The organism is Agrobacterium tumefaciens, from assembly GCF_009649785.1.
Taxonomy (GTDB): domain Bacteria; phylum Pseudomonadota; class Alphaproteobacteria; order Rhizobiales; family Rhizobiaceae; genus Agrobacterium; species Agrobacterium tumefaciens.
Window position 1 is genome coordinate 22,583 of the sequence record NZ_WJOK01000023.1, and the last position, 19,785, is coordinate 42,367.

The 19,785-nt window shown below is 58.5% G+C and carries 21 protein-coding genes and 1 pseudogene; 9 read left to right on the top strand and 13 right to left on the bottom strand.

Translation table 11 applies throughout. The annotated features are described in order from the left end of the window. Window positions 1-159: 159 nt before the first annotated feature. Window positions 160-1,518, bottom strand: coding sequence for a sensor histidine kinase (locus GH784_RS21185; RefSeq protein ID WP_153793717.1), 1,359 nt, complete (start codon window positions 1,516-1,518; stop codon window positions 160-162). Beyond that, the gene (locus tag GH784_RS21190) at window positions 1,515-2,177 is read right to left on the bottom strand and encodes a response regulator transcription factor (protein ID WP_065705589.1); all 663 of its coding nucleotides are present in this window, start codon (window positions 2,175-2,177) and stop codon (window positions 1,515-1,517) included. Before GH784_RS21190 ends, GH784_RS21185 begins: the two co-directional genes overlap by 4 nt. 135 nt (window positions 2,178-2,312) lie before the next feature. On the opposite strand from GH784_RS21190, the gene GH784_RS21195 reads away from it, so the two are divergent. Next, window positions 2,313-2,861 (top strand): hypothetical protein, encoded by a 549-nt coding sequence (locus GH784_RS21195; RefSeq protein WP_153793718.1) that lies wholly within the window; start codon window positions 2,313-2,315, stop codon window positions 2,859-2,861. Window positions 2,862-2,943: 82 nt separating this feature from the next. Here the strand turns inward: GH784_RS21195 and GH784_RS21200 are convergent, their stop codons facing one another. The 4 genes from GH784_RS21200 to GH784_RS21215 all read right to left on the bottom strand — a co-directional run bounded on the left by GH784_RS21200 (window position 2,944) and on the right by GH784_RS21215 (window position 5,600). Then, window positions 2,944-3,450 carry a DUF992 domain-containing protein gene (locus GH784_RS21200; protein ID WP_004431368.1) on the bottom strand — a complete coding sequence of 169 codons (507 nt, stop codon included), beginning with the start codon at window positions 3,448-3,450 and terminating at the stop codon, window positions 2,944-2,946. Continuing rightward, the gene (locus GH784_RS21205) at window positions 3,447-3,794 is read right to left on the bottom strand and encodes a BON domain-containing protein (protein ID WP_019566731.1); all 348 of its coding nucleotides are present in this window, start codon (window positions 3,792-3,794) and stop codon (window positions 3,447-3,449) included. Before GH784_RS21205 ends, GH784_RS21200 begins: the two co-directional genes overlap by 4 nt. Before the next feature lie 7 nt (window positions 3,795-3,801). Beyond that, the gene (locus GH784_RS21210) at window positions 3,802-3,981 is read right to left on the bottom strand and encodes a CsbD family protein (RefSeq protein WP_004431371.1); all 180 of its coding nucleotides are present in this window, start codon (window positions 3,979-3,981) and stop codon (window positions 3,802-3,804) included. 140 nt (window positions 3,982-4,121) lie between these two features. Next, window positions 4,122-5,600 (bottom strand): PAS domain S-box protein, encoded by a 1,479-nt coding sequence (locus tag GH784_RS21215; RefSeq protein WP_153793719.1) that lies wholly within the window; start codon window positions 5,598-5,600, stop codon window positions 4,122-4,124. 176 nt (window positions 5,601-5,776) lie between these two features. Here GH784_RS21215 and GH784_RS21220 point away from each other — a divergent pair, with 176 nt between their 5' ends. The 5 genes from GH784_RS21220 (at window position 5,777) to GH784_RS21240 (ending at window position 12,205) form a co-directional block, all read left to right on the top strand. Continuing rightward, a complete protein-coding gene (locus GH784_RS21220; protein WP_025594897.1) occupies window positions 5,777-6,766 on the top strand; it encodes a Bug family tripartite tricarboxylate transporter substrate binding protein in 990 nt (329 codons plus the stop codon). Window positions 6,767-7,217: 451 nt separating this feature from the next. Continuing rightward, window positions 7,218-9,008 (top strand): ABC transporter ATP-binding protein, encoded by a 1,791-nt coding sequence (locus tag GH784_RS21225; RefSeq protein WP_153793720.1) that lies wholly within the window; start codon window positions 7,218-7,220, stop codon window positions 9,006-9,008. Window positions 9,009-9,139: 131 nt separating this feature from the next. Next, window positions 9,140-9,481 (top strand): ArsR/SmtB family transcription factor, encoded by a 342-nt coding sequence (locus GH784_RS21230; protein ID WP_025594895.1) that lies wholly within the window; start codon window positions 9,140-9,142, stop codon window positions 9,479-9,481. Continuing rightward, complete coding sequence (locus GH784_RS21235) at window positions 9,478-10,401, top strand: SRPBCC family protein (protein WP_153793721.1); 924 nt, start codon at window positions 9,478-9,480, stop codon at window positions 10,399-10,401. Before GH784_RS21230 ends, GH784_RS21235 begins: the two co-directional genes overlap by 4 nt. A 208-nt stretch (window positions 10,402-10,609) precedes the next feature. Continuing rightward, window positions 10,610-12,205: an EAL domain-containing protein gene (locus tag GH784_RS21240; protein ID WP_153793722.1), complete on the top strand. Its 1,596-nt coding sequence runs from the start codon at window positions 10,610-10,612 to the stop codon at window positions 12,203-12,205. A gap of 37 nt (window positions 12,206-12,242) precedes the next feature. Here the strand turns inward: GH784_RS21240 and GH784_RS21245 are convergent, their stop codons facing one another. The 3 genes and pseudogenes from GH784_RS21245 to GH784_RS21255 all read right to left on the bottom strand — a co-directional run. Next, window positions 12,243-13,052: a transglutaminase-like domain-containing protein gene (locus GH784_RS21245; RefSeq protein ID WP_004431379.1), complete on the bottom strand. Its 810-nt coding sequence runs from the start codon at window positions 13,050-13,052 to the stop codon at window positions 12,243-12,245. A 117-nt stretch (window positions 13,053-13,169) separates the two neighbouring features. Further along, window positions 13,170-15,314 carry a catalase gene (gene katE, locus GH784_RS21250; protein WP_153793723.1) on the bottom strand — a complete coding sequence of 715 codons (2,145 nt, stop codon included), beginning with the start codon at window positions 15,312-15,314 and terminating at the stop codon, window positions 13,170-13,172. A gap of 86 nt (window positions 15,315-15,400) precedes the next feature. Beyond that, window positions 15,401-15,502, bottom strand: a pseudogene (locus GH784_RS21255) (DUF892 family protein); the annotation flags it as partial. A gap of 289 nt (window positions 15,503-15,791) precedes the next feature. Here GH784_RS21255 and GH784_RS21260 point away from each other — a divergent pair. From GH784_RS21260 to GH784_RS21270, 3 genes are all read left to right on the top strand, one after another. Further along, a complete protein-coding gene (locus GH784_RS21260; RefSeq protein ID WP_153793724.1) occupies window positions 15,792-16,109 on the top strand; it encodes a PepSY domain-containing protein in 318 nt (105 codons plus the stop codon). Window positions 16,110-16,130: 21 nt separating this feature from the next. Continuing rightward, a complete protein-coding gene (locus GH784_RS21265; protein ID WP_013761044.1) occupies window positions 16,131-16,724 on the top strand; it encodes a general stress protein in 594 nt (197 codons plus the stop codon). A 65-nt stretch (window positions 16,725-16,789) separates the two neighbouring features. Then, window positions 16,790-17,506 carry a DUF72 domain-containing protein gene (locus GH784_RS21270; RefSeq protein ID WP_173995278.1) on the top strand — a complete coding sequence of 239 codons (717 nt, stop codon included), beginning with the start codon at window positions 16,790-16,792 and terminating at the stop codon, window positions 17,504-17,506. Between the two features lie 45 nt (window positions 17,507-17,551). Here the strand turns inward: GH784_RS21270 and GH784_RS21275 are convergent, their stop codons facing one another. The 4 genes from GH784_RS21275 to GH784_RS21290 all read right to left on the bottom strand — a co-directional run bounded on the left by GH784_RS21275 (window position 17,552) and on the right by GH784_RS21290 (window position 19,765). Further along, complete coding sequence (locus tag GH784_RS21275) at window positions 17,552-18,265, bottom strand: anti-sigma factor (RefSeq protein ID WP_004431391.1); 714 nt, start codon at window positions 18,263-18,265, stop codon at window positions 17,552-17,554. After that, window positions 18,262-18,804 carry a sigma-70 family RNA polymerase sigma factor gene (locus GH784_RS21280; protein WP_004431393.1) on the bottom strand — a complete coding sequence of 181 codons (543 nt, stop codon included), beginning with the start codon at window positions 18,802-18,804 and terminating at the stop codon, window positions 18,262-18,264. Before GH784_RS21280 ends, GH784_RS21275 begins: the two co-directional genes overlap by 4 nt. A 131-nt stretch (window positions 18,805-18,935) precedes the next feature. After that, window positions 18,936-19,367, bottom strand: coding sequence for a DUF2177 family protein (locus tag GH784_RS21285; RefSeq protein ID WP_025594888.1), 432 nt, complete (start codon window positions 19,365-19,367; stop codon window positions 18,936-18,938). Between the two features lie 20 nt (window positions 19,368-19,387). Next, a complete protein-coding gene (locus tag GH784_RS21290; protein ID WP_153793725.1) occupies window positions 19,388-19,765 on the bottom strand; it encodes a DUF2147 domain-containing protein in 378 nt (125 codons plus the stop codon). Between the last annotated feature and the right edge of the window lie 20 nt (window positions 19,766-19,785).

Below are 19,785 nucleotides of genomic sequence, written 5' to 3' on the forward strand. Positions count from 1 at the left end.
AGAATTAGACATGCCAAAGGGTCAGCTCCGTTTTCCGAGCCGGCTGAAACCGCGATGGGCGGTCAGATTTTCAACCTCTGTGCATAAATCTCCCTGCTTCGAAACCTGTATTTACCGCTGCTGCGCAGCAGGGTCAACAAAGGGAAAGGCGGGCTTTCCTCAAGATCCTGCCGGCAGGGTCAGCGAACAGGTAAGTCCGCCATTTTCGCCGCGCTCCAGCCTGATGCTGCCGCCATGAAGCTCGACAAGTTCCTTGACGATGGTAAGACCGAAGCCGTCACCCGGAACGGTCTCGTCCATGCGTCTGCCCGGCTGGAAAGCCTCGGAAATGCGGGCATCCTCGATGCCAGGTCCATTGTCCGAGATCACGATCCAGACGTCGCGTCCGGTCTTTTTCGCGGAAATACGAACCGCGCTTTTTGCCCATTTGAATGCGTTGTCGATGATATTGCCAACGATCTCGTCCAGATCCTCAGGTGTGATCTGCAATAGCAACTCGGGGTCCACATCGACCGTTGCGACAATCCCCCGGTCGGCATGAATACGCGACATGATATCAACGATATCGTTGATCCTCGGTTTGAGCGCGGTCACCGTGGCCGTGCCGCCTGCTGCGGTCTTGCGGGCTCTTGCCAGATGGTGGCGGATGCGCTGGTCGATCCTGTCCACAAGCGCACGCATTTCGCGATCCGGGTCGTTGGTTTCGTTGAGGGCAAGGTAGAGGCTTGTCACCGGGGTTTTCAGACCATGGGCGAGATTTGCAAAGTGCAGACGTGTTTCCGCAAGCCTCTCGCTATTCTGCTCCACGAGACGGTTGATTTCGCCCGAGGCTGGACGCAGTTCCTCGACATCCGCCTCCGGCAACCTGTCGAGTGTGCCTGCCGAAATCGAGGAAATATCGGCGGTGAGTTGCCGCAGTGGTCGCAGACCATATCTGACCTGCAGGAAAATACCGCCGACGAGGCTCGCGCCCAAGAGGGTCATGGCAGGTATCAACCACAGAAGCGCGCTGCGGGCGGGTGCAACCAGCGCGAATTGCGGCGCAGTGACAGTGATTTCGACGAGGCGCTGTCCAACCATGGTTTGAATGGATCTGAGATAGATCTCCTCGCCGTGAAAATCGGCATTCGCGCCGGGACGAGGGCCGTGGCCCATCATTTTGCGCCATTCGAACGGGGAGGGCGGGTTGGTTATGGTTTGCCCCGCGAGCGACCGAGAGACGATCGCTACACCCTCGCCGGTGATCTGCCAGTACCAGCCGGAGCCGCGCCTGTCGAATGGCGGGCCGTCCAGCGCGGCGTTAAGTGTCACGCCGCCGCTTGCGCTGCCGGAGAGCGCGCTCCGCAATCCCTCTATCTGCGTGTCGAGCCGTTGGTCGATCTGTTCACGCACCACGGCGGCAACGATGAGATAGAGTATGATGGAGGCGACGATCACGGTCGCGGTGACGAAAACTACGGAAAAAACCGTGAGGCGGCGCGAGATCGACGAACCCGGAATGGCCGAAAATTCCCTCATGGCTCTGCCTTCAGCATGTAACCGCGCCCGCGAACGGTCTCTATATGCCCGGCACCGATCTTGCGCCGCAGGCGGGCAATGATCACTTCGATGGAATTGGAATCCACTTCCGCATCGCCCTCATAGACCCGTTCGATGAGTTCGCGGCGGTCGACCACCACTTCCTTGCGCAGGATGAGGCAGGAGAGGACCCGCCACTCCAGCGCGGTCAGCTTCAACGGCAAGCCGTCCTGTTCGAAGGTTCCGAGCTGCGCATCGAAGATGAGCGAACCGCAGGTGATGGCGGAGGCGGCGTGGCCGGTGGCGCGGCGAACGAGTGCACGCAGCCGCAGCACCAGTTCTTCTACCTTGAACGGCTTGGTGAGAAAATCGTCTGCTCCAGCTTTGAAACTCGCCACCTTGTCCGGCCATCCGTCACGCGCGGTCAAAACGAGTACGGGCAGGTTCCGCTGCGCCGACCGCCATGATTTCAGAACCGATACGCCATCGATTTTCGGTAATCCCAGATCGAGAACGGCCACGTCGTAAAGTTCGGTAAGCCCGGCATGTTCGGCATCCTCGCCATTCTGCGCGATGTCGACGACAAAATTTTCCGCCCGCAGGCTGGCTGCGATGCGCCGGGAAAGATCGGTATCGTCTTCAACGAGAAGTATGCGCATGGTCCTGCCGTTTCGGTTTCGTGGGCGGTGTTTTAACTAGGCCCGGAAGGCTTAACTCAACCTGAACCACAAGGTTCAGGCTGCTGGTGGTGCCTGGCAGGTAAAAAGGCCCTGTCAATCAAACAGGAGACCATCATGTCCCACTCTGAAGAGATTAACGAAATCGCAGCACCGAAGGCCACTTCTGACACTCCCGTGCCGCCGCACCGGAAACATCGCCGTAAAACCGCCGCGTTCGCCTTTGCGGCCGTCGCCATGCTGGCCGTTGGAGCCGCTGCCGGAGCCGGTGCGGTGAAGCTGACACGCCCGACACCCGAGATGGCGCCGATGACACCCGTTGCCATTTCCACCGTCAAGGAAGGAAATCTCGTGACCCTGAAGGGCAAGGTCGCCGAGATTTTCGGCAACAAGTTCATCGTTCAGGATGATAGCGGCCGCGCACTCATCGATACCGGCCCCGAGGGCGATAATGGGAAGGTCGTGACTGTCGATGAAGCGGTCAGCGTTCAGGGCCGTTTCGACAGGGGTGTCCTGCGGGCAAGCTATGTCGTCCGTCAGGATGGCACTATCGAGGCACTTGGACCGGCAGGCCGTCCGCCGCATCATGGTCCTAAAGAGGATATGATGCGCGGGCCAAAAGGCGACGGCCCGATGGGCGAGATGATGCCTCACCCCAAACCCTGATATTGGGGCCTGATCTGCGCCAGACGGCGCGGGCTCGAAGACGATAACCGTCCCGAGCCCGCGCCGCCGGTTTTTTTAAGGTTTAGCCCGCACGCTTCAACTGCAGACGCGAGACACCCGCAGCGATGTTAACGCCGGTGCCGACTTCGGCGCTGAGCGGCTGAAGCGCGAAGTTCTTGGCATTGCCGCCGATCAGTGCATTGGCGCCCAAGCCCACGCCGACCGATGCGGCAGCGGAGGCACCAACATAGTTGCCGCTCAACGCACCGTCACCCACGCGGCTGGCTGCGGTGTTCAGCACGATCCAGCTCATATAGGTCTTGCCGGTTACGCCGATGTCGAGACCGAGCTTGCCGATCGTGCCGGTATAACGCTCGGTCTTGCCGGAGCGCTGGCGAAACTCGCAGGCCACGCTCTTGCTGGAGCCGACCACAAGGCCGACGCCGCCGGCAATTTCGCACGACAGGGTGCCGACGCGTTCCTTCTGCGCGGTTTCCATGGGGCGCTTTGCATTGTGCTTCGTTTCGGCTGAAGCAATCGGGGCAAGGGCCAGGGTTGCAATCGCGGTTGCGAGAACGAATGTCTTCATTGTTTTTCACTCCTGTTGTTATTCGCTAGATGGATGCGCCGGGACGGCGTCTCCAGATAGGTGCAAGGCCGCTGCCGTATCGCCAGGTCGGCGATGATGGGCCGCGACGCGAAACATTCTGCGATGATGACCGCATGTTCGAAGGCAGAGAGTGTTTCCACCTCTCCGGAGAGCACAATACGGCCCTCCACGGAGGTGACGGAGATCGAGCTTTTTTCCTGCCCGTCCGCATAGGCGATCACGGCTTGCAACGCGGCGCACAGGCTGATCTCCTGGGGATCGCAGCTTGACACCTGGTTTGCATCGCACGAGAGCATCATCGTGAAACCTCCTGCCTTGAACATAGATGGTTCACTTGAGAACTTTGTTGACGGCGTCCTTTGCCTGTCCGAGCTTCTCCTGCGCCTGGCCAGCCAGTTTCTCGGCCTTGCCTTCTGCCTGAAGCTTGTCGTTGCCAGTGATCTTGCCGGCTGCTTCCTTGATTGTGCCCTTGGCTTGACGGGCGATACCTTCGATACGGTTATTGTCCATGACGAACTCCTTCCATCGTTAGAGGGTGCCGCTGTTGGTAACGGCATGATGGTAAGGTAGTTCGGGAAAATCACAGTTTGCAGAGCAATAGCTACTAGTTGAACTGGTACAAACTGACCTATTTTCGCGTTCGGCTGCGGTTATTTTTCCCTATGGCCGGTAAAACCGCGCTCGCGTGCCCAGATCACGGCGGCGGTGCGGCGGTTGACGCCGATCTTGCCGTAGAGTGAGGCGATATGGTTGCGGATCGTATGCTTGGACAGGTTCAGCCTGTCGCTCATTTCCTTGTCGCTGCATCCATCGCAGATCAGTGACAGGATTTGCTCCTCGCGCTCTGTGAGATCCTTGAGGGAGGCTGAAGACGTTGTGCCGCGGGAGTTCTGACGCAGCCCCGCCAGCCGCTCGACAACCGTCCGGCTGAACCAGGATGTATCGGTCATGACGCTTTCGATCGCTTCAATCAGTTCGTTCTCGGTTCTACGCCGCTCAGTCACGTCCTGTATCGCCCAGATGACGCAGAGCTGATCGTTGATCTCGGCGCGTTCGGCGGAAACGATGCATTCTGCCAAACCGCCACCGGAAAGATTCATGCGCATGTTCTCATCGCGGATGGGAATGTTGTCCTTCAGCCGCCTTTCGAGATCGCGGCGCGCGCCCGCGTCCTCCCACAGCCGCAATTCGCTGGCCGTCTTGCCCACGACTTCGGCCTCGTTGCGTCCGCACAGGACCAGAAACGCGTCATTGACTTCCATCAGAACGAAGTCGTTCAGCCTCGAAATCGCTGCCGGGACAGGCGACAGGCGAAAGGATTTGAAGAAGCGCTCCTCGCTCTGTCGCAGAGCGTTCTGGGCTTTGCGGCGGCCGTCCAGATCGGCGAAGGTGAACAGCATGCACGGTTCTTCGGCAACGGCGATCGTTTCGCCGGCCACGATGACCAGCCTGTCGCCGCCGGGGATGGGAATGAGCGCCTCGCGCTGACGGATGAGCCGGCCATCCTCCAGCTTTTTCAGGGCGTCCTCGCCTGTATCGCACTCGGAAAACAGTCCGAGTTCCTCGACACTGATGCCGATGATCTCTTCACGGCTGAACCCGGTCATCTCAAGGAAACCCTGATTGACGCGGATGAAACGCTTGTCCTCCAGCCGGCATATCAGTCCCGGCGCCGGATTTGCATTGAAGGCGCTCTCGAAGCGCGCCTCCGCCTCAAAACGCGGCGTTTCGTCCCGGATGATCAGGACCAGAACATCGGGTTTTGCGCCAGCATCTTCAAGAACGAGGCCACGCACCGTGTGGACCCAGCACTCCGCTTCATCGCCGCTTGGCGATATCTCTACCGTCACATCTTCGAAGGTCTCGCCCGCCAGAAGCCGTTCAAGCGGATATTGTCCCTCGTCGAGCAGGTGGTTGTTGCGGTATCGAAGCGTGAAATTTCGCCGATAGGCAGCGGCATCCTCCCCAAGCTCAGGCATCGCTTCTATACGGTGCATCTGAAGGGCGGCCTTGTTGGCCCAGGCTATCGTTCCGTCGTTTTCGAGCAGGATCAACCCGTCGCTGAGGCCAGCTATGAGGTTTTGCAACACGAGCCGGTTGATCTTGGGAATGTTTACGCTGTCGTCCATGTTGCCCCCGGTATTTCAATGCTTTGTGCCCGCTATAACGCGCGGTTCCGCCAAGCGTTGCAGGGCAGGCGTGTCGCATGGCCTTCGCGCATGGTTTGCGATGCCGGTTGCTTGCTCTCAGGTCCATTTGAGCTACTATGCGCTGATGGCGGGGAGGCCATTCTACAGGAGGGTTCATGAATTACCGGTCTTTGAAACGGCGTATGGTGTTGAAACTTGCGGCTACGGCTGCTTCTTTTTGCATGATGGGACTGACGGCGAGCGCGCAGGGTTTTCCTGATCGAACGATTACGCTGGTCGTTCCCTTCGCGGCAGGTGGCTCAACCGACGTGGTTGCGCGCGTCATCGCACAGAAAATGGGTGATGAGCTTGGTCACCAGATCGTCGTTGAAAATGTTGCCGGTGCTGGCGGTAATCTCGGTGCCGACCGTGTCGCACGCGCAGAGCCTGACGGTTACACGATCCTCATGGGCACCGTTGCGACCCATGCCTTGAACCCGCTCATTCTCAAGACAAAACCTTACGATCCGCAAAAGGATTTTGCCCCGGTCTCGCTTCTGGTCGTGGTTCCCAATGTGCTTGTTGTCAATCCGAAGCTGAACGTCAACAGCGTCGCGGAATTGATCGCGCTTCTGAAAGCCGAACCCGACAAATATGCCTATGCCTCTTCCGGCAATGGCACGCCGCTGCATCTTTCAGGGGAATTGTTCAAGAGCATGACCGGTGTGAGCATGCAGCACGTTCCCTATAAAGGTGCCGGCCCCGCGCTCAACGATCTTCTCGGCAACCAGATTTCGATCATGTTCGACAATCTGCCGTCGTCGTCCGGCCACATCAAATCCGGCACATTGCGGGCGCTTGGCGTAACGACTGCCGAGCGGGCGTCATCATTCCCGGATCTGCCGACCATTGCCGAAACCGTACCCGGTTATGAAACCTACACGTGGAACGCGCTGTTTGCGCCTGCCGGCACACCGGCCGATGTGGTGGACACACTGAATGCGGCGGCCAAGAAAGCGCTTGCCGATCCTGGTGTGGCGGCCCGCATGGCCGAATTCAGCGCCAAGATCGTCGGTTCTTCGCCCGATGAGCTGAAAAGCCACGTTGCGGCCGAAATCGCCAAATGGGAACCGGTCGTCAAGAACGCAAACGTCCAGATGGATTGACCAGATATGTTCTCGCCGCGCACCGGAGCCTGGGTGCGGCGGGAAGCGCCACCACGCAAAAAAAAACGTGGCCGAAGCTTTCATTGGCATCGGCCACGTTCGTTTCCGTCACACCAGCTGATGTGTCGTTTTCGCATCACTTGCCATAAGGTTGCAATTACCCGGTTGGCAACGGCGAACAGCTCAGGTACAAATTTCTCACCGCGTCAGATCGAACATAGGGAGGCGTTGCATGACATCATCATTCATCAAGTTCCTCCCGCGTGGAATGAACCGACACTAGGTCATTTCCATTCGTGGCCCGCCCCGAGCGCGCCCCACATGCGGTTTTGTTTTCCTTCATAGCCCGATTGATCTGACGGGATCATTTTTTGTTTTCCGCCCGGGCTGTGCCATCCAACTTCCGTTTTTGAGGACCGGTTGCCGAACGCATGGCGCCGTGCTGGTTAAAATGTCTCGCAAGAAGCTCGATTTCCGCGCCGATGCCTATCGCCATGTGCTCGGCTTTGTTTTCCACCATTGGACCCACCGGCGGGCATTGGTGGGCTTTATTGTTGTGCTGGTGATTGCCAGCACGCTGGCCGAAGTCATGGTGCCGGTTTTCTCCGGCCAGATCGTCGATGCCATTGCCGGGGGCAACGGGGCTGACCGGGCGCTGCGCGCCTTTGTCGTCGTCGTGGCGCTGGGCTTGACCAGCGTAGTCCTGCGCTGGTTCGTGTTTAACGGCATCATCAGGCTGACGCTGAAAACCATGGCGGATGTGGCGAATAACGGTTTCTACCGGGTGCAGCGGTTCTCAACCGACTGGCACGCCAACAGCTTTGCCGGTTCCACGGTTCGCAAGATCACGCGTGGCATGTGGGCGCTTGATTCACTCAATGACGTGCTTCTTATCGCCCTGTTGCCCTCCATCGTCATGCTGGTGGGCGCCACCGTCGTGCTGGGTAGTTACTGGCCGATCATGGGCTTGATCGTGGGCACGGGGTCGCTGATCTATGTCGGCGTCACCGTGTTGCTCTCCATGGGCTTCGTATCGCCGGCGGCAAGACTTGCAAACGCCTGGGATACCAAGCTTGGTGGCGCGCTGGCAGATGCCGTCAGCTGCAATTCGGTGGTCAAGGCTTTTGGCGCCGAGACCCGCGAAGAGGCGCGGTTGCGCCATGTGCTGGCCAAATGGGGCAACCGTACGCGAAGGACATGGAAACGCGGCACGCTGAACGGCACGATCCAGGGCTTCATGATGGTGTCCATGCAGGCCGGTATTCTGGGAACAGGCCTTGTCATGTGGCAGCAGGGACTGGCGACGCCGGGCGACATCACCTTCGTGCTGGCGATGTTCTTCGTCCTGCAGGGCTATCTGCGTGATGTCGGTCAACACATCCGTAATCTGCAACGTGCCGTCAACGACATGGAAGAGTTGGTGTTGCTCGACAAGATGCCTTTGGGTGTCGAAGACAGGCCGGATGCCAGGCCGATCAGGATAGAGAAGGGCGAAATCGTTTTTGACAACGTCACTTTTCAATACGGCGCGCATCCCAGCCCGCTCTATCAGGACTTTTCAGTCACCATCAGGTCGGGTGAGCGTGTGGGGCTGGTCGGGCATTCGGGGTCGGGAAAGACGACATTCGTCAAGCTTATCCAGCGGCTTTACGACGTGAATTCCGGCTCGATCCGCATTGACGGCCAGGACATAGCCAAGGCAAAGCAGGCAGACCTGCGCAGCCAGATCGCCATCGTGCAGCAGGAACCCATCCTGTTCCACCGCACGCTGGCGGAAAACATCGCCTATGGCCGGCCGAGCGCCTCGCGGCGTGAGATCGAGCAGGCGGCGAGGCAGGCAAGCGCCCATGACTTCATCATGTCCCTTCCCAAGGGCTATGAGACGATGGTGGGTGAGCGCGGCGTTAAATTGTCTGGCGGGGAGCGGCAGCGTGTCGCCATTGCCCGTGCCTTCCTCGCGGATGCACCGGTGCTGATTCTGGACGAGGCGACATCGAGCCTCGACAGCGAAAGCGAAGTGCAGATCCAGGAGGCCATGGAGCGCCTGATGGATGGCCGCACCACGCTGGTCATTGCGCACCGGCTTTCCACCGTGCGGGCGCTTGACCGTCTGCTGGTGTTCGACAAGGGCAAGATTGTCGAAGAGGGCGACCACCAGGCGCTGATCCGTCTGAACGACGGCATCTATCGCCGGCTGTTCGAGCGGCAGGCGCTGGAACTGACCAAGGGTCTGGTGGCTTAAAAATGAAACGCCGGGGCAATGCTCCGGCGTTTTCTTTTACGCGGCCTCCCAACAAATGCTCACGGTCGAACACTTAGCTAATCGACGAAGTTTCCCTTGCGTTAGAGCCGTACTACATGATAGTTAGCAATATGACTAAGCATTCGCCCGAACTATCGCTGATCTTTCAGGCTCTGGCCGATCCGACACGCAGGTCTATTCTAACGAAGCTCGCGCAAGGGCCTGCCCGCGTCATGGAATTGTCCGCTCCCACGGGGCTGCGCTTGCCGACCGTGATGCGGCATCTGTCGGTACTGGAGGAGGCGGGGCTTATCCGCACCTCAAAGGATGGGCGGGTGCGCACCTGCGCTATCGTGCCCGAGGCTCTGGAGCCGGTGCGGACATGGCTTGATGAACAGCGGGCCATTTGGGAGAGCCGGCTCGACCGGTTGGAGGCATTTGCAATGCAGGCTGCGAAGGAGCGCACGGAATGATGTCGAAACTCAATCAGGACGGCACCCGTGCTGAACCCCATCTTGGCGATGGCCGCTTTGCAACACTGAGCTTCGAAAGGGTGGTCGCTGTTCCATTGTCGGTCCTCTGGCAAGTGTGGACGTCGCCTGCCGCGCGGGCTGTCTGGGCAGCGCCCACGCCCGCCGTGACCGTGGAGTTTCTGGAAGCCGATACCAGAGTTGGCGGACGCGAAGTTTCGCTCTGCAAGGTCGATGGGCAGCCTGATATTCGCTGCGAATGCGGGTGGCTGGAATTGCAGCCAGCCTTGCGCAGCGTCAATTACGAGGTGGTGTCGTCCGGCGACGTGACGCAGTCTGCGGCGCTGGTGATCGCTGATTTTTCGGCGACGGAGCAGGGCAGTCGCGTTGTCGTAACCGTGCAGCTTTCCTCATTGGCTGCGGATATGCAGGCGGGTTACCGGCAGGGCTTCGGTGCCGGTCTTAACAATCTGACCGAGGTGGCCAGACGAACAATGGTGCTGGAGCGAACGATAAGGGCGCCGCGCAACATCGTCTGGAAGGCCTGGATGAATTCCGAGACGCTGCCGCAATGGTGGGGACCGGAAGGGTTTTCGTGTCGCACGAAGAGGATCGATCTGCGAACCGGCGGCGAGTGGGTGTTCGACATGATCGCACCTGACGGCACTGTCTTCCCGAACCATCATCGATATATCGAGGTCAGGCCTGAGGAGAGGATCGGCTACACGCTGCTCTGGGGCGAAAACGGGCCGAAACATGCCGACGCCTGGGCTTCGTTCGAGGATCAGGACGGCGCGACGAAGGTCGTGCTCGGCATGGTGTTCAGCACGGAAGCCGAGTTCCAGGACGCGAAGGGTTTTGGGGCTATCGAACTGGGTCAGCAGACGCTCGGCAAACTGGAACGCCTTGTTTTCGCATCGTAATCGCACCGGGAATGAACTTCAACAGGAGCGTGATGCCCTCTCGGGGTAACTGGATTATCGGCCCCGCGTTCCTGCCGTCACGGTGATTTTCAGATTGCGTTGACGGCAGAAATCATAATTTGCATCACCCGATTTTCACCGTTCCGCACACAGCAAAAATTAAGGAGATTGCGACACTGATGTCTCGACTACCTTTTGGAGAGTGATGATGCAGTCACGACGTTGGCGTGTGATAGCCGCGGGGATATTTCTGGCCATAGTTGGCGCCGCGCTGCCCATTGCCGCCATGGCCTGGACGTCCTGGCGTGTCGCCATTCAAAAAGAACTCTTCATTCTCGACCTCGTCGCCGAAAGATCGCTTGTTCGTGCCGGAAATACATTCAGGCAAGCGCAAGGGGCATTGGAAGCAATTGAAACCGCGCACCCTCCCGCATGTTCGGATCAGCATATTGCACAAATGCGGATGGTGACGATCAACGTCCCCTCAATCGAGGAGATTGGCTATTTCGAAAACGGCTTCATCAAATGCACTTCCTGGGGCCGCGCCGCTGGCGACGTAGCCAAATCCCATGTCGACTACGTCACACCGGACGGTCTTGAAGTGACGTTGCGTATCCAACCCGGCATCAGCCACGGCGACCAGATGACGAGCCTGCATCTCGGCCACCACAACGCGCTCGTCGCACCTTCGAGATTTGCTGATATTGTGCTGCGGGACGGGATGTCTCTCGCGATCCTCAACGATAAAGCTGCGGTCATCAGCACGCAGAACCTTCCCGATACAGGGGTTCTGGCCACGTTGCCGACAAAAGAGGGGCAGGGCACGACGGACGCATGGCTTTATTCGGTGGTGAAGGAGAACGCGCTGACGGCGGTGGTTCTCGAGCCAAGGGCGGCGTTGCGAACAAGGCTGGTGCGGGAGTTGACTATCCTTTTGCCCATCGGCGCATTCATTGCGCTCTTTATCGTCGGCATCGTCATCTGGATGTCGCGCAAGCGGTTGTCGCCGGAAACGGAACTGGAAATCGCAGTCCAGAACCGTGAATTCATCGTCCACTATCAACCGATCATCGAACTCAAGACCAATATATGCGTGGGCGCCGAAGCGCTTGTCCGCTGGCGGCGGCCTGATGGCACGCTGGTGAGGCCAGACCTCTTCATTCCGCTGGCGGAAGAAACAGGGGTGATAGAGCCCATCACCGATCAGGTCGTTGAAGCCATTATTGCAGATCTTGGTACCATGCTCGTTGGGGATCGCAGCGCACATATCGCCATCAATCTCTGCGCCGAAGATGTAAAATCAGGCCGGATACTAGACTTCATCGATCAACGCCTTGTCCGCGCGGATATACGCAAGGAGCAGATATGGCTTGAAGCGACCGAGCGCGGTTTAATCGACATTGACGCGGCGCGCGTGACGCTGGACAGAGCACGCAAGGCCGGGCATTCCGTGGCAATTGACGATTTCGGAACCGGCTATTCCAGCCTTCAGTATTTGCAGGGACTGCCGTTGGACGCCCTGAAAATCGACAAGTCCTTCGTTGATACGATCGGCAGGAACACGGCAACCAGCACCGTGACACTCCATATTATCGAGATGGCGCGTGAGCTTGGACTGTTTTCGGTTGCGGAAGGTATCGAGAGGCCGGAGCAGGCGGCCTATCTGCGGGAACATGGTGTGGATTTTGGTCAGGGCTGGCTGTTTTCCAAGCCGCTTCCAGCCGAGGAATTCATCGCCTTTCACCGTCGGAACAAGTCGACATACGGCTCCGCTCCCGAGGTCATTCAGGTCGCGTCGGTCTAGGTTGAGCGAGACCTGAGCGTCTTGACGCTGCCCGTCGCTATCCGGCCAGTTCTTCCGTAATGACTTCGAACCGCTTCAGGATAGCCGGCCCGAAGGCGGTGGACAGGGCGACGTCCGTCGCATCTCGTCCTGTCGCCATCAAGATGCGTCCGATGCGGGGCCTGTTGTGACGGGCATCGACCGTATACCAGCGGCCGCTGAGATAGACTTCGAACCAGGCGCTGAAATCCATCGGATTGGGGTCCTTCGGCACGCCGATATCACCGAGATAGCCGGTGCAATAGCGAGCGGGGATATTCATGCAACGGCAGAGGGTGATCGCAAGATGTGCGAAATCGCGGCAAACCCCGGTCCGGTCGATGAAGCCGCCATATGCGGTCCTGAGCGGATCGGCTTTCTCGTAGTTGAAGACAATATGGGAATGCACAAAATCAAGGATCGCCTGCACACGGGGCCAGCCGAGCGGTGTTGCCGAGAAGTTTTTCCAGGCGAAGTCCGCCAGGCGGTCGGTATCGCAGTAACGGCTGCCTAGCAGGAACACTAGAACATCGTCTGGTAAATCCTTGATATCGTGCTGGAAAGCGTTTTCAGGAACCGGATCTGGCAGGCCGCCGTCGTATATGTCAAACCGCGTCGAGATCGTCGTCACGCCTGGCGGTGCGGTTATGCGGCTGCAGGCGTTTCCGAAGATATCCATATAACCCCAGGCCTCGATCGGCCTGTCGAAGGTCAGCACCTGTTCGGTGAGCAGATCCGCGCGCCGGCTGGGGTGGAGATTGAGAACAAGCAGCATTGCCGTCTCATTCTCGCATTCATAAGCAATATCGAACCCGGCGCGAATCTTCATTCAGTACATCCTTTATGAGCCATCTTGATGTTGTTCACGCTGAAACGCTTTCACGCCCTCGGGCGGGCGATCGTGCGTCATCAAGGCGCGGCATTGTAGCCGCGCCCGCCTGTGATTTCACTTTACTGGCGGTGAAGCCTTGCCGAGTTTTACGGAAGGTTCCCGTCCCCAGACACGCAGATTGCCAAGGTTCGACACGAAGCCAGCGAGGCCTTCCTCACCTGGGAGGATAATCGTGCCCTCGTCAAGATCGCCTGCGATACCGGCCTTTTCCAGCAATGGCAGCGCCGACTGGTCGTAACCTATGAACTTGCAGTGCTGGAAAGCATCGGCCACGAAGTCACGCGCCGTCGCCTCGTTGACCAGATCGTCTATCCCCTCGGCAGAAGTCAACAGTGCAACCGCATCGAAGAGAACCGATGGCCCGCCGTCGATCATGTGATGGGCCGCAATCCAGCTCCCGTCTGAGGCGGTGACGCCACCGACCTTCGGGGCTATCAATTCGCAGACGGCTTTTTCCTTGGTAATCGCCGACATCAGGCCGTTCAGCAATTTGGCGTCGACACCATCGGTGACGAGTATACCAAGCTTGCGGCCTTCGAAGCGTTTCGGACCACGCTCGACGATGCTGAGCGCCGGCGAGGGTTCCAGATCCTGACGTGTCGGCATGGCGGCATCCGCCGGCTTCGGCATGGACTTGAAACCTAGCTTCTGCGCGACGGTGTTTGCCAGCGTCTCGTCGATGTTCATGAGATGCGACACCATGCGTTCGCGGATCACGGCTGTTTCCACCTTGCTCAGTTCAAATGTCAGGGCTGCCGCGATGTGACGCTGTTCTGGCGGGGTCTGGCTGATGTAGAATTGCCGTGCCTGGCTGTAGTGGTCGGCAAAGCTCTCGGGGCGCAGCCGCGCCTTGATCCCCTGTTCTTCTGCCGGAAAATGACGATACCCCCGGCTCGGCGACTCTCTCGGGCCTTCACCGAACGAGTTCGGCTGGTAATTCACCCTGCCAACAGGATTGCGCATGGCCATGTGGCCATCCTGCTGGAAATGCGCGAAGGGACACTTCGGTGCATTGATCGGCAGGTGGGTGAAGTTTGGCCCGCCAAGGCGTTTCAGCTGGGTGTCGAGATAGGAAAAGTTGCGACCCTGCAACAGCGGATCATTGCTGAAGTCGATACCCGGCGGCACGTTCTGCGTCATGAACGCAACCTGCTCGGTCTCGGCAAAGAAGTTGTCAGGCATACGGTCGAGCACCAGTCGTCCGACCGGCTGCGGCTTCAGGATTTCCTCGGGGATGATCTTTGTCGGATCGAGCACGTCGAAATCGAAGCTGTCGGCAAACTCCTGATCGAAGAGCTGCACCTGCAATTCCCATTCCGGGAAATTGCCGGACTGGATCGCTTGCCACAGATCGCGGCGATGGAAATCGGGATCGGCGCCATTGATCTTGACCGCCTCGTTCCAGGCGACCGATTGAAGCCCGAGCTTCGGCTTCCAGTGGAACTTGACGAAGGTCGATTGATCCTTTGCGTTCACAAGACGGAAGGTATGAACGCCGAAACCCTCCATGAAGCGGAAAGACCGCGGTATCGTACGATCCGACATGGCCCACATGACCATGTGCATGCTTTCCGGCGTCAGGCTGATGAAGTCCCAGAAATTGTCATGGGCCGTCTGCGCCTGCGGGAAAGCCCGGTCAGGTTCCTGCTTGGCGGCGTGGATCAGGTCGGGAAACTTGATGGCGTCCTGAATGAAGAAGACAGGAATATTATTGCCGACGAGATCCCAGTTGCCTTCCTGTGTATAGAGCTTCACTGCGAAACCGCGCACGTCGCGCGCAAGGTCGGCTGAGCCCTTGTTGCCCGCAACCGTCGAGAAACGGACGAAGGCTGGTGTCTTTTCGCCGGCGCGCTGCAGGAAATCCGCCTTTGTGTATGCGGAGAAGGACTCGTAGGTCTCGAAGAAGCCATGCGCGCCGTAACCGCGAGCATGCACGACGCGCTCGGGAATGCGCTCATGGTCGAAATGGAAGATCTTTTCGCGGAAATGGAAATCATCAACGACGAGCGGACCGCGCGGCCCGACCCTTAGAGAATTCTGGTCGTCCGCGACCGGCCCCCCTTGAGCGGTCGTCAGCACCGGCGCGTCGTTTTCCGCCGTCTGATGCAGCTCGCCGCCAGCACCGCGCTCCAGCTTCTGGTCATGGATCGTTACGGTTTCGGTCTTGTCGCTTGGTGATGTGGAGGTGGTCTTGGCCATGGTGTGGCTCCTGAAATTTGAAGGGGCCTATTCGACCCGGAAATGAAAAAGCCGCCCTAAAAGGCGGCCTGAGCTTGGAAGGGTCCCCGCACGGTCTTTGGCAGAGCCTTCAGCACTTGTTGTTCGGCGAGACAGATGTCCTTGAGCGTATCGAGGAACAGGTCATGCAATGTAGTTTCCGCAGGCATGTGGGAATCCGATCAACTTTGAATGATGTACTTGGACAACCCCTGAGTGGAGACGATGTTCCTGCTCCCGGAAAAGAATTCACATTCCGGTCCGCGGTGGCATCACAGCGATGCCAGTAACCGGTTGAATAGGCGGACGTTCCTCATCCGGCAGAGATAGTTCTGTGGCGTTTCGACGATGATGGAACGGCAAGGCCTGCAAATTCTATTTTCAGATTGGCGGAACCATGAGGCCCGACATGTTGTTTCCCTGTCGAGCCTGCACTGAAGGCTACAACGAGGAAAAATCATGAAAAAGCTTCTTTTAGCCGCCGCGCTTCTCGGCGCGTCGACCCTTGGCGCCTTCGCTCAGACGTCCACCGCTCCAGCCACCGATGGCAGCAAGCCTGCCGTCGCTACGCCAGACACCAAGAATGCGACTGCGCCTGTGGAAGGCGCAAACAGCTTTACCGAGGAACAGGTGAATAAACGCCTTATGGACGCCGGATATGCCGAAGTGACCGGTCTTACGCTCGACGACAAGGGCGTGTGGCAGGCCAAGGCCTCGAAGGACGGCAAGTCTGTAAACGTGGCGCTCGACTATCAGGGCAATATTGTCGCCAACTAATTCAATCTTTGGGAGAATCCTATGAAGACCGTTACCGGACTTTTCGACGACTACTCCGATGCCAGCGCCGCCGTTACTGCGCTGGAACAGCGTGGCGTGCCATCTAAAGATATCAGCATTGTTTCCAACAATGCAGACGAACGCCATGGCAATGACACAAAAGCTGCTGAAGGCGCAGGCACGGGTGCCGGCATCGGCGCTGCCGTCGGTGGTGTCGGTGGCCTGTTGACAGGCCTTGGCATCATGGCAATTCCCGGCGTCGGACCGGTGGTTGCGGCAGGCTGGCTTGCCGCGACGGCGGCAGGCGCTGTTGCCGGTGCCGTTGCAGGCGGTGCCGCCGGCGGCCTTATCGGCGCGCTGACGGACGCAGGCGTTTCCGAAGACCACGCCCATGTTTACGCAGAAGGCGTTCGCCGGGGTGGTACGCTCGTGACCGCGAAGGTCGAGGACAGCCTTTACACGGACGCCGAAGAAGTCCTGCGCCAATCCAACTGGGTTGATCCGGACAAGCGGCGCGCGGCCTATGCCGAAGACGGTTGGTCACGGTTTGACGACACGCTCGATCCTTATGAGCCCACTGAAATCGAACAGGAACGTCTGCGTTACAGACGCTAAGCGTTGGAAACAGGGAAGGTCGGCATGTGCCGGCCTTCTCTTTGATAGCCTCGGGGCAGGTGAAAGTGCCGGTCATTGCAACAGCTGGATGGTCGATCCCCAAGACCGTGGCGCACCGTTTTCCCGAAACGGGAAGTGGGCTTAGCCGATATGCTGCCGTATTCAACGGCGTCGAGATCAACTCCACCTTTTATCGGCACCACCGGCCGACGACGTTCGAGCGTTGGACAAACTCGGTGCCCGATAATTTCCGCTTCGCCGTGAAGCTGCCGCGCGAGATTACGCATGAGCGCCGGTTGCGGGAAATCGGACAAGTCTTCAAGGCATTTGTTGGAGAACTTGCGGCGCTGGATGGCAAGCTTGGACCCTTATTGTGCCAGTTGCCACCCAATCTCGCATTTGATGTCTCCGACGCGGAGGCCGCGTTTGATACTATGCGTCAGACCTTTCCCGGCATGCTCGTACTCGAACCGCGTCACACAAGTTGGGCTACGCATTCAGCGCAAGAGGTTTTGCAACGCTATGCCATTGATCGTGTGCTGGCCGATCCTGCACCGGTCTGGCCGGCCAGTGATTTCTCCGAGCCGCCCAAATATGTCCGGCTGCACGGCGCTCCCCGGATTTATTATTCCGAATACAGCGCCGCCGAAATCCTCTCGTTTAGAAAAAGCCTTTCCGCCGAATCCTGGTGCGTTTTCGACAATACCGCCTCCGGTGCCGCAATAAAGAACGCGCTGGCAATGCTCGACGATTGCGCAACCACTAAACGGTGCGCAGACTGAAATCATGTTTCAGCAGTTGGCAAAAGCGCATGAAGGCGTGACGCCTTAAAGTTGCCTTCGTGCGGTGCCGATCGCGATAACAGGGCCGGTTGCCTGACCAGTTGGTGATCCACCGAAGGGTTCGACGCTGATCGCGAAGGTCGTGCCTTCCGAAATGTTGTTACGCATATCCGCCGGGATAATGAGATCGCCATTCGTTCCGGGCTGGAAGACACCGAGCGAGCGGGTCTTGCCGCCATCCATCACAAGCCACAGTTCCAGTGATTTCTCATCGGCCTTGCCGGTCGCAACCGGTATAATGTGCATCCTGCCGGTCTCTGCATCATAGGATGCAAGCAGGTTGACCTGACTGTCCGTTGTCGAAAGTTCTGCTACCAGCGGAGCTGTGCCCTGCCATTTTTCGGGAAATGCGGCGTAAACGATCGCTGCCACGGCAGCCGCGCTCGTGGCGACAGATATCCATCGCCAGAAGGATGCGGAACTCCACAGGCTGCCATTGGCGTTGCTGGTCTTGCTGCCGAACAGGCGTTCTTCAATGCGGGCGAGAATGGCCGCACTCGGCGCCTGTTCTTCGTAATCCACGTTGAAGTCTGAAAATTCGCTTTCCCAACGGTGGACCAGCTGCGCGAAGACCCTGTCGTCCTGCATGCGCCGCTCGACCTCACGACGCTTTTCAAACGGCAGCACGCCGAGCACATATTCGCCAGCGAGGATTTCGTCGCGCGAATGCATGCCCTCGCTGTTTTCGCTCGTTGTCATCGCTGCATGCACTCTCTGAGTTTGAGAAGGCTTCGCCGCAACCAGGTTCTGACCGTGTTGAGTGGCACCCGCAATTCCTTGGCGAGTTCGATATAGCTCAGCCCTTCGATATAGGCCCGACGCACCGCCTGGGCATGAACGGTTTCAAGTTCCTGCATGCAATTGTCGATCCTGCGACCCTCATCGGCCAGAACGACCTGCTGCTCCGGATTGCGGATGCTGTCATCGGCAAGGTCATAGGCTTCGTCAATGTCGTCGCCCACGGGTTTGCGCGCCCTGATCGTATCGATCGCATGGTTGCGGGCGATTGCGGCGAGCCACGTAGACGGTGTGCCGGCGCTTGCTGCAAATGTGAGGGCTCGTTGCCAGATCTTGATATAGACTTCCTGAAGCGCTTCTTCGGCTTCGGTCCTGTCACGCAGGATTTTCAGGCAGATGGCATAAAGCTTCGGGCTGGTGGCTTGATAGAGGGAAACGAATGCCGAGCGATCGCCCATGCCGACGCGGTTTATGAGCGTTGCTATCTCTGTACCCTGCATTCGAACATCCCTTCTTGCGCCTCCTATATAGGGTTGTCCTTTGTGGGAAGGCAAGGCATGCGCGAAATGAAGTTCACGTCTTCCCGGCCAAAAATTGGCCGGGTGGAAGCAGGCGGCAGGGATGGTCGCTGTCATAACACACCTGCCGGATTTTGCAGTGGACCGACCAGCCGTACGGTGACGAGGTAACCGATGATGGCAGCGGCTGCGGACACGAAAGTGCCCCACAGAAGATCTGCGATGGTCAATGTCGTGGACCAGCTTTTCAACGTTGCCTGATTGGTGAGATCATATGTGGCATAGGCCATGAAGCCGACGGCTGCACCATAAACCAACGCGGTCGTCCACTGGCCTGATATGAGGGCCGGACGAACCGCAAGAAAGGTCAGTCCTGCCGCGTAGATGAGATAAAAGATGATCGCCGGGGCCAGCCGGAAGTTCTCAGCCAGAAGATCGCCGATCGCCGGGCGATAAAGCCGCGACGCCATGGTGCTTAGCCAGATGAAGTCGATCACCAGAAAGGCGATGAGGGTGAAGAAGTAGGCTGAGATATAGGTCTTCATCGGTTTGTCCTTTCCAGAGTCTAGTTGATGCGGGCCCAGGTAATGCCCTTGCACAGGAGACCAGCGACGATGCAGCCCTTGGTGGTCATGCTGTTGCCATCAACCGTGACTGTTATCTTGTAGGATTTGTCGCGTTGCGGATCGAAGGCGGTGCCCGAATAGACGCCTGTTTCATCTGGCTTTATGGTCATGATCAGCCGGTCACCGGTCTTTTCCTTGGGCGTGCCCGGTTTGATCCAGGTATTGGTGGCGCATATATTGTCGCCGCAGGGTGCGATCAGCACTTTCGCGTTGCCGTCGCCGCGCGCCCAGTTTCCGTCGATGTCGGCTGCTCCGGCACCAGAGGCCGCAAGCATCGGACCCAGGACAGATGCGATTATCAAGGGATTGATTTTCATCGTCTTTCTCCGCAGTTGTT

What these genes read in the sequence shown, in the direction of transcription:
- GH784_RS21230 (WP_025594895.1), top strand. Translation starts at nt 9,140, where the DNA reads ATGACTAAGCATTCGCCCGAACTATCGCTGATCTTTCAGGCTCTGGCC.
- GH784_RS21290 (WP_153793725.1), bottom strand. Translation starts at nt 19,765, where the DNA reads ATGAAAATCAATCCCTTGATAATCGCATCTGTCCTGGGTCCGATGCTT.
- GH784_RS21215 (WP_153793719.1), bottom strand. Translation starts at nt 5,600, where the DNA reads ATGGACGACAGCGTAAACATTCCCAAGATCAACCGGCTCGTGTTGCAA.
- GH784_RS21220 (WP_025594897.1), top strand. Translation starts at nt 5,777, where the DNA reads ATGAATTACCGGTCTTTGAAACGGCGTATGGTGTTGAAACTTGCGGCT.
- GH784_RS21280 (WP_004431393.1), bottom strand. Translation starts at nt 18,804, where the DNA reads ATGCAGGGTACAGAGATAGCAACGCTCATAAACCGCGTCGGCATGGGC.
- GH784_RS21205 (WP_019566731.1), bottom strand. Translation starts at nt 3,794, where the DNA reads ATGTTCAAGGCAGGAGGTTTCACGATGATGCTCTCGTGCGATGCAAAC.
- GH784_RS21190 (WP_065705589.1), bottom strand. Translation starts at nt 2,177, where the DNA reads ATGCGCATACTTCTCGTTGAAGACGATACCGATCTTTCCCGGCGCATC.
- GH784_RS21285 (WP_025594888.1), bottom strand. Translation starts at nt 19,367, where the DNA reads ATGAAGACCTATATCTCAGCCTACTTCTTCACCCTCATCGCCTTTCTG.
- GH784_RS21235 (WP_153793721.1), top strand. Translation starts at nt 9,478, where the DNA reads ATGATGTCGAAACTCAATCAGGACGGCACCCGTGCTGAACCCCATCTT.
- GH784_RS21195 (WP_153793718.1), top strand. Translation starts at nt 2,313, where the DNA reads ATGTCCCACTCTGAAGAGATTAACGAAATCGCAGCACCGAAGGCCACT.
- GH784_RS21265 (WP_013761044.1), top strand. Translation starts at nt 16,131, where the DNA reads ATGAAGACCGTTACCGGACTTTTCGACGACTACTCCGATGCCAGCGCC.
- GH784_RS21185 (WP_153793717.1), bottom strand. Translation starts at nt 1,518, where the DNA reads ATGAGGGAATTTTCGGCCATTCCGGGTTCGTCGATCTCGCGCCGCCTC.
- GH784_RS21275 (WP_004431391.1), bottom strand. Translation starts at nt 18,265, where the DNA reads ATGACAACGAGCGAAAACAGCGAGGGCATGCATTCGCGCGACGAAATC.
- GH784_RS21200 (WP_004431368.1), bottom strand. Translation starts at nt 3,450, where the DNA reads ATGAAGACATTCGTTCTCGCAACCGCGATTGCAACCCTGGCCCTTGCC.
- katE (WP_153793723.1), bottom strand. Translation starts at nt 15,314, where the DNA reads ATGGCCAAGACCACCTCCACATCACCAAGCGACAAGACCGAAACCGTA.
- GH784_RS21240 (WP_153793722.1), top strand. Translation starts at nt 10,610, where the DNA reads ATGCAGTCACGACGTTGGCGTGTGATAGCCGCGGGGATATTTCTGGCC.
- GH784_RS21225 (WP_153793720.1), top strand. Translation starts at nt 7,218, where the DNA reads ATGTCTCGCAAGAAGCTCGATTTCCGCGCCGATGCCTATCGCCATGTG.
- GH784_RS21260 (WP_153793724.1), top strand. Translation starts at nt 15,792, where the DNA reads ATGAAAAAGCTTCTTTTAGCCGCCGCGCTTCTCGGCGCGTCGACCCTT.
- GH784_RS21210 (WP_004431371.1), bottom strand. Translation starts at nt 3,981, where the DNA reads ATGGACAATAACCGTATCGAAGGTATCGCCCGTCAAGCCAAGGGCACA.
- GH784_RS21245 (WP_004431379.1), bottom strand. Translation starts at nt 13,052, where the DNA reads ATGAAGATTCGCGCCGGGTTCGATATTGCTTATGAATGCGAGAATGAG.